This window comes from Robiginitalea aurantiaca, from assembly GCF_030380815.1.
Lineage (GTDB): Bacteria > Bacteroidota > Bacteroidia > Flavobacteriales > Flavobacteriaceae > Robiginitalea > Robiginitalea aurantiaca.
In genome coordinates this window covers 256,513-270,658 of sequence record NZ_JAUDUY010000004.1, presented here as the reverse complement: position 1 = coordinate 270,658, position 14,146 = coordinate 256,513, and the positions used below count along the sequence as shown (strand labels likewise).

Genomic DNA, 14,146 nt, shown 5'->3' with positions numbered 1-14,146 from the left:
GGAAAATGGCATCTTTAGGTATGCAGCTTGCATTACCAATCGATTTCTGACGCGTCATTTTTCTTCTTTTTCCCCTTCTTTTTCTTAGGCTTGTCGGATCCCTTTTGTTTTTTACGCATGTCTTTGCGTCCAATTTTTGGATCCTGATCTTCAATGGGCTTGAGTTTATCCTGGTGTTTGTCCAGTCGATAAGATACACCTACAGCGCCAAAGAATCGACTTGGAGTATTCTTAAAACTGCCGCCGACAAAAAGGTCTGCCTGAAAATTTTTGCTAAAAAGATAGGCCGTTCCTCCCCTGAGCAGCACATCTGAATAGCGATCACTTTTAATTCCCTGATTCTCAACGAAAACACTCCATCTGGGATTTCTCAGAGCATGTGAAAGCGAAATCACATAGCTCCATGCCGGGAAATCCGTACCGATGCGATCGTAAATAATATTTCCGGTCAGTACAAATCTGGGGGTAAGAAGGCTTTGGGTGGCCACCATAACCCGTGGTGAAATACTGGGCTCATCCGGCCCAAAGAACGGATTATCCCCAAACAGGAAATTGGCACCCGCGTAAACGGAGACAGCAGGGATGAGGTTGCGCCATTGAAAAGTGTTGTTGGCCCTCCAGCTGTACAAATTGGGTTTGGAACGCTCCGGATCTTTAAAAGGATCGAAGATCAGGTATTTAAGCCCCAGGCGATTCCTTCCAAAGTCGCTGAATTTATCCTCAAGCCCTGAAGTTTTGTAGGTGATATTCTGAGTCTGATAGGCCCCTTCATAAAAGAGCTCAAGAGATTCAAAAATCAGCCCGTACCTGAGGGCTACACCAAGACCAAAAATCTGGGAATCCGTCTCTAAAAGGGAATGGTCTCTCTGTTCATAGAAAAATCCCGATTCCAGTTGAATAACCCCTGTTCCCACGGCAAAAGCACCTACGGATTCTCCGGGCCGGTTGGAATTGATGACCTCAGTATATTGTGCATTACTCAACGTACTGCTGAGAAATGCCAGTGCGAATAGTCCGAAAAGCTGCGTTTTCCAAATGTTGTTGCGGTGGGAAACTGCCATATTAATTATATTTTAGGACATTTGTACGGTATATACAACGCGCAAATTGTAATTTTGATATAAATGGAATCGAGATAATGGGAGTATTGAAAACGGTTTTATGGATTCTTATGGGGTACTTTTTGCTAAAGGCAATTGGCAGGCTCCTTCGGCCATGGCTCCTGGCATTTGCCCGTAAAAAGACGAGTGAGTTTTTTCAACAGGCATCGACAAACCGCCCGAACTACCAATCACATCCTACCCCTGAAGGTGAAGTTATCATTGATAAAAAACCTCCGATACGAACCCGTTCAGGAAAAAAAGTTGGAGAGTACATAGAATATGAAGAGATTGAATAATTTCGGTTAAACCCCTCTATGAATCCAGTTTTCAGGAATTTCCTCACCCATTTTTTTGCGATCGCTTTTTTTGCCGTAGTAGCACTACTGTACTTCCATCCCGTGTTGCAGGGTAAAGTGATTTACCAGTCAGACATTGTTCAGTACAGGGGGATGGCCCAGGAACAGGAGGATTTTCGCCGGCAGTTCGATGAAGAACCCTATTGGACCAACAGTGCATTCGGGGGTATGCCCACCTATCAGCTGGGTGCCCGATACCCGGACGATTACATAAAAAAACTCGATCGCATTATTCGTTTTCTGCCCCGCCCGGCAGATTATCTCTTTCTGTACTTCCTGGGATTCTATATCCTGATGTGCTGTATGAAAGTAGAATACCGCCTGGCGATCCTCGGTGCACTTGCCTTTGGTTTTTCCACCTACCTCATTATCATTCTGGGCGTAGGGCATAATGCTAAAGCACATGCGATTGGTTATTTGCCGATGGTCCTGGGAGGTATTATCCTAACTTTCAGGCGCAATTACCTCTGGGGATTCCTGCTAACGGCAGTTGCCGTTGGCCTTGAGATACAGGCCAACCATTACCAGATGACCTTTTACTTTCTGTTTTTGGCAATCCCTCTGGGTATTGTTTACCTGGCAGATGCCATACGAGACAAACAACTCAAAGCTTTTTTCACATCTACAGGCCTGCTTCTAATAGCAGCACTGCTCGGAATCGCAGTCAATGCCACGTCCCTTATGGCAACACGTGAGTATGCGGACTGGAGTACGAGGGGGCCATCTGTTTTGACGATAAATCCGGATGGGAGTCCCAAGGCCGACCTGAACGGTCTGGATAAGGACTATATTACGCAATACAGTTATGGGATCTCGGAATCCTTGAATCTGTTGGTTCCAAGGCTTTATGGCGGAGGTTCTGTGGAATCCCTTGGTGACGAATCGCGAACCTTTGAGTTTCTTACAGATCAGGGGGTTTCCAGATCTCAAGCCCTGGATTTCAGCAACAACCTCCAACTCTATTGGGGCGATCAGCCCATTGTGGCTGCCCCCGCTTATATAGGTGCGGTCGTTTCATTTCTATTTTTATTGGGGTTATTACTGGTGCGAGGGCGAGCCCGTTGGTGGTTAATGGCCGCAGCGCTGATTGCCCTGATGTTGTCCTGGGGTAAAAATTTCTCCGCCCTTACGGATCTGATGATCGATTACTTCCCGCTTTACAATAAGTTTCGAGCGGTTTCCTCTATACAGGTGATTCTGGAACTCTGTGCACCCATACTGGCAATTCTGGCCATACGGGCCTGGAATGATCCCAAGACCCCAGAAAACAAGAAACGAAAAGCTTTGACCATTAGTTTTATCACAATGCTTGGTCTGGGAGTTCTATTATTTATATCGAAGTCATTTTTTGACTTTACAGGCGCCAGTGACGAAGTGCTAAAACGCTATTACGGAGAAGAACTCGTCGGCTTGATTCGTCGGGACAGGGAGGCTGTTTATTTACAGGATACGTTCCGTACCATGGTTTTTATTGCACTTACGGCAGTCCTGTTGTGGATGAATCTCAAAAAGCGTTTACCTGCGAAATGGATGATATTGGGTCTTGGTGTTCTTATCGTTACCGATTTGGTAGGAGTGGACCTTCGGTATGTAAACAAGGAAGACTTTGTCTCCCGCAGGCAATTGGGGAATAGCTTTGCCATGACTCAGGCCGATCAACAAATTCTCCAGGATACGGGCTATTACAGGGTCCTGAATCTCGGCGAGGGTCTGAATGGAGCCAGGACTTCTTATTTCCATAAATCACTGGGCGGTTATCACGCGGCGAAACCCCAAAGGTTGCGGGATTTGTTCGAATTCCACATTTATAAAAACAACCGGCGTGTTTTGGATATGCTCAACACCAAATATATCATTCAGACCGATGAAGATGGAAACCCACGGGCCTCGGTAAATCCGGATGCCCTTGGAAACGCCTGGTTTGTAGAGCGCGTAAAGGGAGTCTCTTCCCCCGATCAGGCGATTCAGGCCTTGGATAGCGTACTCCCGGGCAGGGAAGCGATTGTCAATACCAGGGAGTTTACCGATATAACTCCAGGTACCTTCGCGGTAGATTCCACCTCCCGGATTACCCTGGATTCCTATAAAGCGAATGCGTTGACGTATACGTCAGAAAATCCCAATGCAGGGATGGCAGTTTTCTCAGAGATGTATTACCCCCAGGGGTGGCAGGTTTATCTCGATGGGCAACCCCATACGCACTTTCGCGTAAACTACGCCCTCAGAGGTATGCTGGTTCCTCCAGGGACCCATAAAATCGAATTCAGGTTTGAGCCTGAAGTGATCCAAAAGGGAAGTCAGATCAGTCTGGCAAGTAATGTATTACTGGCCCTTTTGCTTCTCGGCGGAACCGGATTTACCCTGTTGCGCAAACGCAGAAAGCAGGAAGCTTAACAGATGCAAAAAGTACTTATTGTCACGTATTACTGGCCCCCTGCGGGAGGTCCCGGAGTACAGCGGTGGTTGTACTTCGCCTCCTATATGCGTGAATTCGGGGTGGAACCTGTGATATATACTCCGGAAAATGCACATTACCCCCTCGAGGATCCATCTCTGGAAGTGCATGTCCCCGCGGGCATAAAGGTGTACCAACAAAAAATCTGGGAACCTTATCAATTGGCGGAACGGCTGAGTGCTTCAAGGACAAAGCGAATAAGTTCGGGCATCATTAACCGCGATAATCCAGGGCGTATGGAACGCCTGATGCTTTGGGTTAGGGGCAACCTCTTTATTCCGGATGCCCGGAAATATTGGGTAAAACCCTCCGTCCGCTATCTCAGGGGTATCCTGAATCAGGAGGGTATAGATAGCGTAATTACAACAGGCCCACCTCACAGTATCCATCTGATCGGGCAAGGCTTAAAAGAACAAATGGACGTAAGGTGGATTGCCGATTTCCGGGATCCATGGACTACGATAGGGTATCACAAGGCACTGCTTTTGAGCCGGTGGGCCCAAAAGAAACATCGTATTCTTGAAAAAAGTGTACTCAATAGTGCCGATGCCCTTATCACCACCAGTTCCCTGACCCGGGATGAGTTCAGCGGCCTTACGACGCGCCCTATACATGTAATCACCAATGGCTTTTCGGGACCTCAGGGCGATAGTAAACAACCCGAGGGCGCATTTCGGCTGTCCCATATCGGCAGCCTGCTAAGTGGTCGAAACCCCAAAGCGCTCTGGAAGGCCCTCAGGTCGCTTTCGGAAAAGGATAAGGACTTTGAGCGCGACCTTCAGATAGATCTGATCGGTCCGGTCAGTGGTGAAGTGTTGGCAGCGCTCAGGGATGAAAATTTGGAGGAGCACCTGCACCTTACAGATTATATTCCCCATGAAAAGGCAATTGAGGAACAGCAGAATACCCAGGTATTACTGCTGATCGAAATTGACAGTCCCGAAACCCGCGGGATTATCCCGGGCAAGTTTTTTGAGTACCTGTCAGCTGCCCGTCCGATTCTGGCCATCGGTCCCAGGGAGTGGGAGGTGGCGTCCCTCATTGACCAGTGCAAATGTGGTAAAGCTTTCGAATACGGAGACCAGCAAGAGATGGAACGCGTACTGAGTGACTGGTACCAGCGGTATAAAAAGGGTGCCCTGACGATAACCGCTAAAGGCGTGGATGGCTTCCATCGCAGGGCATTAACTGAACGACTCGTAAAGGAAGTCCTATGGGTATAGTACTCCGACAGACCGCTGCCAATACGGCGATTACCTACCTGGGTTTTGCCCTGGGTGCTGTAAATACGCTCTTTTTGTATACACGGGTGATGTCGGATGCCTACTTCGGGCTGGTAGGGGTTTTGCTCTCCACGGCCACACTTTTAATGCCCGTTATGTCATTCGGGATTCCGAATACCCTTGTAAAGTTCTATTCAGCCTATAAAGAGCGGGGTGGCCTGCAGGATTTCTTGAGCCTTGTATTTATCCTCCCTTTGCTCATTATCATTCCCCTCGGCGCATATAGCTATTTTGCAAACGATGTGATTGGTGGTTTCCTCGCCCGGAAGAATATTATCGTTGGGGATTATGTCTGGCACATTTTCTGGATCGGCCTGTTTATGGCCTATTTTGAAATTTTTTTCGCCTGGAGCAAAGTCTGTTTGAAGTCCACGCTTGGAACATTCCTGAAAGAGGTCTTTATCCGCATTGGGGTTAGTATTCTGTTGCTGCTCCTGTACATGGGCTACCTTTCGGAGGGCCAATTCCTTATTTGGCTTGTATCGCTTTACGGATTTCGGGTTCTTCTCATGGCCTGGCATGCCCTCAGGTTACAGCCGTTTCATTTCCACCTTGCCTTACCTGACGGATACAGGGATGTCCTGAAATACAGCAGTCTGATCATCTTGGGCGGATCAGTTTCTGTAGTACTTCTTGAAATTGACCGATTTATGATAAATCAATACATCCGAATTGAAAACGTGGCCTACTATACTGTCGCTGTTTTTATCGCCACGGTCATTATTGTACCCTTCCGTTCGATGAATCAAATCACCTATCCGCTGACCGCATCCCTTATGAATGCCGGGGATTTGGATGGCTTAAAAAAACTCTATAAACGCAGCTCCCTAACCCTTCTGGCAATAACTGCCCTTATTTTTATCGGTATCCTGCTAAACCTGGGAGATCTTTATTTACTGCTCCCGGAGAACTATCGGGGCGGGTATTACGTGGTTCTCTTTTTGGGACTGGTACGTCTTTTTGACGCCTTCCTGGGAATCAACACCGCCATCCTCTATAATTCAAAATACTATGGGACTTTGCTTATGATGGGGGTTATCCTCGCTTTGCTTACCATTTTATTAAATGCCTGGCTTATCCCGACCCATGGACTAACGGGTGCTGCAATGGCGACACTTATCTCCGCAGGACTTTACAATTTCGTCAAAATGCTCTTTGTGAAGTGGAAATTTGGATTGACTCCCTGGAGCCTGGAGAGCCTCAAGGTTTTTGGGATTGCCCTTGGGACGTTTGTCTTGTTTTACTGGATGGATTTCCCCTTCCATCCGATAGTTAACATTACCTTGAAAAGTGTGCTGATCGCAGTTGTTTATCTGGGGGTACTTTTAAAATTCAGGGTTTCCGAAGATCTTTGGGAGCTCTTTCGAAAAGGTTTGAAAAAATAGGCCCCGTAGATTTTAATTGTCCACGGGGCCTGTGTATGCTTTAGCTAATACTGAGAAGTTTTAGTATCCAGAACTTCTTCTGGAGGTACGGCCAGAATTTCTATCTGTGCTTCTGGAGGCTGTAGCAGACCGGTTCGACTTGGCATTAGAGGTACGTATACCATCCTTGCGTTTTGTCATTTTACTTCCACTTCGCCTGGCAGCAGCTACATTGCTTGCGCTTTCTTTCTTAGCCGTCCGTGAAAACGTTTGCTTGCTCACAGTTTTAGAAGGAGGGGAAACCTTCCCTGTTTTGCGGGCGCTTGTCCGGTTGCCCGCGATACTTCGACCTTTGTAGGCATTACCGTTGGATTTAACGGTCCGGGTACTTGTCCGACTGCTGGCGACGCTGCGCTGGTTCCCAGACTTTCCATTGTCCCTTATCGTACGGCCCTTAGTTCGGTTTTCAGCCAAACTCCGACCGCTATTCAGGTTGCCTTTGGTCCGTATTGCGGAGCTGGAACGACTTGTCGATGCGCGCTGCGTTCGGGTTGCTTTTATTGTGCGGTCCCCGCTACTGCGACCCGCAACACTTCTCGAGTTACTGCGCGCTCCCGCAGTACTACGTGCAACCACCCGACGATCATTTTTATATACCCTGCTTCGCTCAGCACGATTCTGGTATTTGTAAGGTTTGCCTACATGTGCGTACGCTCTTCGGACATTGTTGTGATACGGCCTGTAATAGGTATATCGCACAGGGTTATAGTAATGTCTGTAGGGTTGTGGATAAACCATACAATACGCGGCAGCTGGTCTAACAAAATAGCTGTGGAACGGCTGGTAAACATAAACCCTGTTATACGGGTTGATGTAACCCAGATGGTAATTGTAGTATCCGAATCCGTTATAGTATATACGCATACCGCCCAGGCGATATAAACGTCCATTTCTATAGGTCATATGTATGTTCCCGATGCGGTTGACCCTTCCGTAATAATCGTAATAGACCGGAAGCTGTGATATCTGGATGACAGCCCCAAAATCGTCGTACTGCACGTAGGGATTGTAGTTATACCCTGCATTAAAGGATATTGCACCCTGACCTCCTATCACCCCGGCTTGAAACCCCACCTGGTTGTTGAGGTAAAAATCGAATTCACCATCCGGGTATACCGAAAATGTGATATCCCCTTCAGTAAAAATAAAAGACCTGGAGTTTACGGAGGAAACTGTGGCAGCCATCTCGGCTCCATAAGAGGTTCCTGTTCCGAATACTAACGCGGTTAAAAAGAAGACTAGATTTTTCATGGCGATAGGTTTTAAGTTAGGGATGCAAACGATTTACATCCACCCAACGAGAAACAATCACCGTGCCAAAATGGAATATGATTATGTAATATATTGTAATACAGTAAGATAGGATTAACCCGGGGAGTGAGCAGTGTGGTGTCCTATCTAAGCTTTTGCTTCAGATACCTGCCTGTGATGGAATCCGGGTTGCTGGCGACCTCCTCCGGAGTTCCGAAGGCGAGTAGCTGCCCTCCTTTATCCCCCCCTTCCGGTCCGAGGTCAATTACGTGATCTGCGCTTTTGATCAGTTCTATATTGTGTTCGATCACAATAATGGAGTGTCCTTTACCCAGAAGTGCATTAAAGGAATCCAGTAATTTACGAATGTCGTGAAAATGCAGGCCTGTAGTGGGTTCATCAAAGATAAACAGCGCTTTTTCCCGCCCCTGACCTTTGCCCAGAAAAGAAGCCAGTTTAATGCGCTGCGCTTCTCCGCCGGAAAGGGTAGAGGAGGGTTGGCCCAGGGCAACATATCCCAGTCCTACGTCCTGAAGTGGTTTGAGCCTTGAAGCAATTTTATCGGCTTTGTGGTCCTGGAAAAATGAAATGGCCTCGTCGACGGTCATCTGCAGGACATCGCTAATAGAAGCCTTATGGAATTGTACTTCCAGAATTTCCTTTTTAAACCGCTTTCCTTTGCACTGATCGCATTCCAGGTGCACATCTGCCATGAATTGCATTTCGACCGTAATGTCTCCCTCACCTTTGCACTTTTCGCATCGGCCCCCGTCTACATTAAAGGAAAAATGCTTGGACTTATAACCTCTGAGTTTGCTGAGCTTCTGGCTGGCAAAAAGATTTCGGATATCGTCATAGGCTTTAAGATAGGTGACGGGATTGGATCTGGAGGAACGGCCTATGGGATTCTGATCGACAAACTCCAAATGACTTATAAACCCGAATTCACCCTCCAGCGTCTTGTGATGTCCCGCTTTTTGTCCATAACCGCCGAGCTTCTTCTGAAGCGCAGGATAGAGGATTTTGTTGACCAAAGTGCTTTTGCCACTTCCCGAAACACCGGTAACCACTGTAAGGACTTGCAAGGGGAAGGTCACGTCGATGTTTTGCAGGTTATGTTGCCGGGCCCCGAGGACCGTTATATGCCCTTTTCCGTTTCGCCTTTTGGCCGGTACGGGTATTTCCATGGCGCCGCTGAGGTAACGGGCGGTATAGGAATCGGATTTCAAAAGTTCTGAAAGGGTTCCCTGTGCAACGACTTCACCTCCATGGGTTCCCGCTTCAGGTCCGATATCGATTATGCGATCAGCTGCCCGCATCATCTCTTCGTCGTGTTCCACTACGATTACCGTATTGCCCAGTGCTTTCAGGGCCTTTAATACTTCGATCAGATTCTCAGAATCTCTCGGATGCAATCCCACGCTGGGTTCATCCAATATATACATAGATCCGACCAGACTGCTTCCCAGCGAAGTAGCCAGGTTTATGCGCTGGCTTTCGCCCCCGGAGAGCGAATTGGACTTTCGGTTTAGGGATAAATAGCTCAGCCCGACCTTCAGCAGATACCGGATCCGGTTCCGGATTTCAAGCAACAGCCTTTTTGAAACTTCTGTCCTGTGCGGATCCAGTTCCAGTTCATCGAAAAATTTGGCAAGCTTGTAAATCGGCATATCGACCAGTTCGGTGATCGATTTTCCGCCTACCTTAACATAGGAAGCTTCGGCTCTCAGGCGAGTTCCTGAACACTGATTGCACCGGGTTTTACCACGGTATCGTGAAAGCATTACCCGGTTTTGTATTTTGTAACTCTTTTCTTCGAGTTTCTGGAAGAACGCATTGAGGCCGGTGAAGTGCTTATTGCCCTCCCATACTAAATTGCGCTGCTCAGGGGTTAATTCAAACCAGGGCTTATGGATGGGGAAGTCGAAAGTATATGCATTGTTGACCAGGTCGTCCCGGTACACACTCATACTCTCTCCCTTCCAGGGGGCGATAGCATTATCGTAGACAGACCGCTCCGTATTCGGAATTACCAGATCCTCGTCAATACCTATGACATCCCCATATCCTTCGCACTTAGGACATGCCCCATAAGGATTGCTAAAACTGAATAAATGGACATTGGGTTCTGGAAAAACCAGGCCATCCAGCTCGAATTTATTGCTGAATGCGATTCGCTGATCTCCATCGGCCTCTTCGATGAGGCAGGTTCCCTTACCTTCAAAAAAGGCGGTATCTATGGCCCCAGCAAGCCTGTTGATGAAATCTTCATCCTCTTTTTTTACAACCACCCTGTCGACGACCAGATCGAAAGACCTGCCGATATCAGTCATTTCGGGACCTATACGGAGTACTTCTCCCTTGTGTTTTATTCTCGCATACCCCTGCTTGGAGAGCAGATCCAGGGATTTCTGTATGTCCCGGTCATCGGATATGGTAATGGGGGCCAATAAAAGGAATCTCCGGTCCTTTTCCTGGCTGAGGACATAATCGACTACATCGCTTACCCGGTGTTTTACGACCTCATTTCCGGAAATTGGAGAATAGGTCTTTCCGATGCGCGCATAGAGCAATTTAAGATAGTCGTAGATTTCAGTGGAAGTGCCCACCGTAGATCTCGGGTTTGTGGAGTTGATTTTCTGCTCAATGGCAATAGCAGGTGCAATGCCCCGGATATAATCTACTTTCGGTTTATCCAGTTTCCCGAGAAACTGGCGTGCATAGGAGGAAAGACTCTCGACATAGCGCCGTTGTCCCTCAGCGTATAAGGTATCAAAAGCAAGCGTGGATTTGCCGGATCCGGACATTCCCGTTATAACCACCAGTTGATTTCGGGGAATGCTGACATCGATATTCTTAAGATTATGAAGGCGCGCCCCCTTGATAAGAATAGCCTTTTTGGGATCTGTTTCGACAATTGAATCCATGCGCTGAAAATAAGGTGCAAAGATACAATTTGTAAGTGCCAATAGCCACCTGCTGTTAATTCTTTAAAGGAGAATGATGGTGTATTCTTCGATGCAGTAAAAATTTTTCTATATTTGAAATGTCTAACACAAAATATCTACTGCCTATAAAGCACTATTACTTTTTTTGAATTTAAAATAGCTTCTCTGACAGCTACCTATAAAGGAGCGATGTCAGACTTAATCAAAAAAGTAATGTGTATGGAACTCCATGTAGATGACGCTTCTCTGATCCGAAATTATTTAAATGGCGACGAACGCTCGCTTGAATTTCTTATCGATCGCCATAATCAGCGAATTTTTAATTTTATTTATTCCAAGGTATTCGACCGCGAGGTGACCGAGGATATATTTCAGGATACCTTTATAAAGGTTATCCGCACCCTGAAACTTGGGAAATATAATGAAGAAGGAAAATTCCTACCCTGGGTTATGCGGATTGCCCATAACCTGGTTATAGACTATTACCGGAAGAGCAACCGTATGCCGAGATACGAAGGAAGTTCGGAATTCCATGTCTTTTCCGTAATGCAGGATGATGCCCTGAATGCCGAAAAGCAGCTTATTCAGGATCAGATCGCCTCGGATGTGGGAGGACTGGTATGCAAGCTTCCCGGCGAGCAACAGGATGTCATTCGCATGCGGATGTATCAGAATATGAGTTTTAAAGAGATTGCAGATAATACCGGGGTTAGTATTAACACCGCCCTGGGCCGCATGCGGTATGCTCTTATCAACCTGCGAAAACTCATAGAGGAAAACCAGATTGTTTTAACGGATTAATTGGTGGTAGGTCGATATACCCGGCGCTCCGCGTTTTTTGGACGAATTAATATGTCCTAGATCGAACCGCCAAACAGCTTTCCAGGCAGATTGCGTTATTTTGAGAAACAAAGCAATCTCATGGAGAACACCAACTACAATACCAATACGAAGACCAACACTCTGAAGGCTTCTAAAGAAACGGTTGACTTTCTACTGGACTTTTCCAGATCCTACAGCGTTGTAGAAACGGGGGGACTTATTTTTGAAAGGAACCTGAACTGATCCAAACATTTCATAACGACAATATGAGCCCGGGCAGACGACCGGGCTTTTTTATGGATCCAGGGGAACGAATTGGCGTGCTTCCGGACGGTCTTTTCGATTTCAATTCCTGTTAAAAATTCAAATTCGGGGTTTTACATCAAGATTCGGCGGTTTTACAACAATGTTTTTTCGTGGGCAGGCCCTTGTGCTAATTTTAGTTTGTATTTGAAACCGAGCAAACCGAAAACAGCATCAGAAGCAAAACCAGCTTAAGGTCCTTAACAGAACAAAAAACTATGGAACTACAGATCGAAGACTCAATCCTGGTAAAGGAATACATCAGTGGTAAAGAAAGAGCCCTCGAGGTCCTAATCAACAGACACAACCAGCGCATCACCAGCTTTATTTATTCTAAGGTTCTGGACAGGGATGTTACGGAAGACATTTTTCAGGATACCTTTATTAAGGTTATCAAAACACTGAAAAAGGGGAACTACAGTGAAGAAGGGAAATTTCTTCCCTGGGTAATGCGAATTGCCCATAACCTGATCATTGACTATTTTCGGAAAAACAAGCGAATGCCCAAATTTGAGGGGAGCGAGGATTTCAATATATTTTCGGTCATTGGCGATGACAAGCTAAATGCTGAAAAGCAAATGATCAAAGATCAGATCGATAGCGATCTTGGGATTCTGATCGATGAATTACCTGATGATCAGCGGGAAGTTCTGATTATGCGTATCTACAAGGATATGAGTTTTAAGGAAATTTCCGAGTCTACTGGAGTCAGTATTAACACTGCTCTCGGCCGCATGCGCTATGCACTTATCAACTTGAGGAAAATCATTCAGCGCAACAAAATTGTCTTAACAAATTACTAATCATAGAATACCGAGCAATATTTCCATAGGGGTTGCGTTATTTAGTTGTAACGAACTCTAGGTATATGGAAAGAATTTACTCAGAACAAGCCAATACATGCAAAGGATGCAAGGTTAAGCAGGAAACGATAGATTTTTTGCTTCAATATTCGAGATCACTTCATGTGACTGGCTATCAGGACTTCAAATTTGAAGCCAGCTTAAACTAAACAACAGACCCGCCTAGCGGGTCTTTTTTTTTGCCCTATAGGCATTGAGTACTGATTTCCTTCCAATAGTACTTGTAATCACGTCTTTTTCAAGGTTCCAGCCCCTTGCCGGGCAATATTCCCTGCCGTACCAAATGATCTGCAGGTGCAACTTATTCCATAATTCCCTTGGAAATAAGCGTTTGGCATCTTTTTCAGTCTGAATGACATTTTTCCCGGTCGACAGCCCCCAGCGAAACATCAGTCTGTGAATATGGGTGTCCACAGGAAATGCCGGTATCCCAAATGCCTGAGAAATAACGACACTGGCAGTTTTATGTCCAACTCCGGGAAGGGCTTCGAGGGCTTCGAGATCTGCAGGTACTTTTCCCTGATGATGTTCAAGAAGGAGCTCCGATAATCTGTGAATCGCCCTGGCTTTTGTGGGGGAAAGTCCTACCGGCTTGATGATTTCCCTGATTTGCGAGACGGGCAACTTCGTCATGGCTTCGGGATTATCCGCTTTTTCAAATAGGGCAGGTGTGGTTTTATTGACCCTTACATCCGTACTTTGAGCGGACAGTAAAACGGCGATAAGCAGGGTGTAAGGGTCCCTATGTTCAAGAGGTACAGGGACTTCCGGGTAAATCGATTCCAATGTAGATACAACAAAATCCGCCTTTTCTTTTTTGGTCATATTGTTTAACTTTATAAAAAAATAAATAAACAAATAAAAAAACGTATGAACACACTCAAAGCCGGTGACAAAGTACCGGATTTTAAATCCAGTGACCAAGACGGAAATGTGGTTTCCCTTTCCGATTATAAGGGGCAGGATCTGGTCGTATTCTTTTATCCCAGGGCGAGTACCCCAGGCTGTACGGCAGAAGCATGTAATCTAAGGGATCATTATGCCGAACTCCAGGAGGCCGGCTATTCGCTATTGGGTGTCAGCGCCGATTCTGAAAAAAAGCAGGCTAATTTTCGGAACAAATACAATTTTCCATTTCCGCTTCTGGCCGACGAGGACCGTACGGTAATCGACGCTTTCGGTGTCTGGGGGCCTAAGAAATTTATGGGAAGGGAGTTCGATGGTATTCACCGTAAGACCTTTATTGTGGATGGTTCCGGAACCGTTACCCGCGTAATAGATAAGGTCAAGACAAAAGATCACGCTGCTCAAATTCTCGAGGGGTAATAGTCTTAAAGA

Annotated in this window: 12 protein-coding genes; 8 read left to right on the top strand and 4 right to left on the bottom strand. The window is 46.4% G+C overall.

Annotation, left to right across the window (positions count from 1 at the left end; all coding sequences use genetic code 11):
* Window positions 1-32: 32 nt before the first annotated feature.
* Complete coding sequence (locus QU605_RS10295) at window positions 33-1,061, bottom strand: transporter (RefSeq protein WP_289725224.1); 1,029 nt, start codon at window positions 1,059-1,061, stop codon at window positions 33-35.
* 77 nt (window positions 1,062-1,138) lie between these two features.
* Between QU605_RS10295 and QU605_RS10290 the strand changes: the two genes are divergently transcribed.
* Genes QU605_RS10290 through QU605_RS10275 form a run of 4 tightly spaced genes read left to right on the top strand, consistent with a single transcriptional unit; the run spans window position 1,139 to window position 6,582 of the window.
* A complete protein-coding gene (locus QU605_RS10290) occupies window positions 1,139-1,399 on the top strand; it encodes a DUF4834 domain-containing protein (protein ID WP_289725223.1) in 261 nt (86 codons plus the stop codon).
* Between the two features lie 18 nt (window positions 1,400-1,417).
* Complete coding sequence (locus QU605_RS10285; protein ID WP_289725222.1) at window positions 1,418-3,853, top strand: YfhO family protein; 2,436 nt, start codon at window positions 1,418-1,420, stop codon at window positions 3,851-3,853.
* 3 nt (window positions 3,854-3,856) lie between these two features.
* Window positions 3,857-5,137, top strand: coding sequence for a glycosyltransferase family 4 protein (locus QU605_RS10280; protein ID WP_289725221.1), 1,281 nt, complete (start codon window positions 3,857-3,859; stop codon window positions 5,135-5,137).
* Complete coding sequence (locus QU605_RS10275) at window positions 5,128-6,582, top strand: lipopolysaccharide biosynthesis protein (protein WP_289725220.1); 1,455 nt, start codon at window positions 5,128-5,130, stop codon at window positions 6,580-6,582. Before QU605_RS10280 ends, QU605_RS10275 begins: the two co-directional genes overlap by 10 nt.
* Window positions 6,583-6,642: 60 nt before the next feature.
* Here the strand turns inward: QU605_RS10275 and QU605_RS10270 are convergent, their stop codons facing one another.
* Entirely contained in the window at window positions 6,643-7,872 is a 1,230-nt protein-coding gene (locus QU605_RS10270; RefSeq protein ID WP_289725219.1) for a hypothetical protein, read from the bottom strand.
* 143 nt (window positions 7,873-8,015) lie between these two features.
* Complete coding sequence (gene uvrA / locus QU605_RS10265; protein WP_289725218.1) at window positions 8,016-10,799, bottom strand: excinuclease ABC subunit UvrA; 2,784 nt, start codon at window positions 10,797-10,799, stop codon at window positions 8,016-8,018.
* A gap of 240 nt (window positions 10,800-11,039) precedes the next feature.
* On the opposite strand from uvrA, the gene QU605_RS10260 reads away from it, so the two are divergent.
* From QU605_RS10260 to QU605_RS10250, 3 genes are all read left to right on the top strand, one after another.
* The gene (locus QU605_RS10260) at window positions 11,040-11,621 is read left to right on the top strand and encodes an RNA polymerase sigma factor (protein WP_289725217.1); all 582 of its coding nucleotides are present in this window, start codon (window positions 11,040-11,042) and stop codon (window positions 11,619-11,621) included.
* A 120-nt stretch (window positions 11,622-11,741) separates the two neighbouring features.
* Entirely contained in the window at window positions 11,742-11,885 is a 144-nt protein-coding gene (locus QU605_RS10255) for a hypothetical protein (RefSeq protein WP_289725216.1), read from the top strand.
* A 278-nt stretch (window positions 11,886-12,163) separates the two neighbouring features.
* On the top strand, window positions 12,164-12,748 hold the full coding sequence (locus QU605_RS10250; RefSeq protein ID WP_289725215.1) for an RNA polymerase sigma factor: 585 nt from the start codon (window positions 12,164-12,166) through the stop codon (window positions 12,746-12,748).
* Between the two features lie 222 nt (window positions 12,749-12,970).
* Here the strand turns inward: QU605_RS10250 and nth are convergent, their stop codons facing one another.
* Window positions 12,971-13,633, bottom strand: coding sequence for an endonuclease III (gene nth, locus QU605_RS10245; RefSeq protein ID WP_289725214.1), 663 nt, complete (start codon window positions 13,631-13,633; stop codon window positions 12,971-12,973).
* Between the two features lie 45 nt (window positions 13,634-13,678).
* On the opposite strand from nth, the gene bcp reads away from it, so the two are divergent.
* Window positions 13,679-14,134 carry a thioredoxin-dependent thiol peroxidase gene (bcp, locus tag QU605_RS10240; protein WP_289725213.1) on the top strand — a complete coding sequence of 152 codons (456 nt, stop codon included), beginning with the start codon at window positions 13,679-13,681 and terminating at the stop codon, window positions 14,132-14,134.
* Window positions 14,135-14,146: the final 12 nt, after the last annotated feature.

Bases quoted from the DNA above. Each gene is read 5' to 3' on its own strand.
- QU605_RS10295 (WP_289725224.1), bottom strand. From the start codon at position 1,061: ATGGCAGTTTCCCACCGCAACAACATTTGGAAAACGCAGCTTTTCGGA.
- QU605_RS10290 (WP_289725223.1), top strand. From the start codon at position 1,139: ATGGGAGTATTGAAAACGGTTTTATGGATTCTTATGGGGTACTTTTTG.
- QU605_RS10285 (WP_289725222.1), top strand. From the start codon at position 1,418: ATGAATCCAGTTTTCAGGAATTTCCTCACCCATTTTTTTGCGATCGCT.
- QU605_RS10280 (WP_289725221.1), top strand. From the start codon at position 3,857: ATGCAAAAAGTACTTATTGTCACGTATTACTGGCCCCCTGCGGGAGGT.
- QU605_RS10275 (WP_289725220.1), top strand. From the start codon at position 5,128: ATGGGTATAGTACTCCGACAGACCGCTGCCAATACGGCGATTACCTAC.
- QU605_RS10270 (WP_289725219.1), bottom strand. From the start codon at position 7,872: ATGAAAAATCTAGTCTTCTTTTTAACCGCGTTAGTATTCGGAACAGGA.
- uvrA (WP_289725218.1), bottom strand. From the start codon at position 10,799: ATGGATTCAATTGTCGAAACAGATCCCAAAAAGGCTATTCTTATCAAG.
- QU605_RS10260 (WP_289725217.1), top strand. From the start codon at position 11,040: ATGGAACTCCATGTAGATGACGCTTCTCTGATCCGAAATTATTTAAAT.
- QU605_RS10255 (WP_289725216.1), top strand. From the start codon at position 11,742: ATGGAGAACACCAACTACAATACCAATACGAAGACCAACACTCTGAAG.
- QU605_RS10250 (WP_289725215.1), top strand. From the start codon at position 12,164: ATGGAACTACAGATCGAAGACTCAATCCTGGTAAAGGAATACATCAGT.
- nth (WP_289725214.1), bottom strand. From the start codon at position 13,633: ATGACCAAAAAAGAAAAGGCGGATTTTGTTGTATCTACATTGGAATCG.
- bcp (WP_289725213.1), top strand. From the start codon at position 13,679: ATGAACACACTCAAAGCCGGTGACAAAGTACCGGATTTTAAATCCAGT.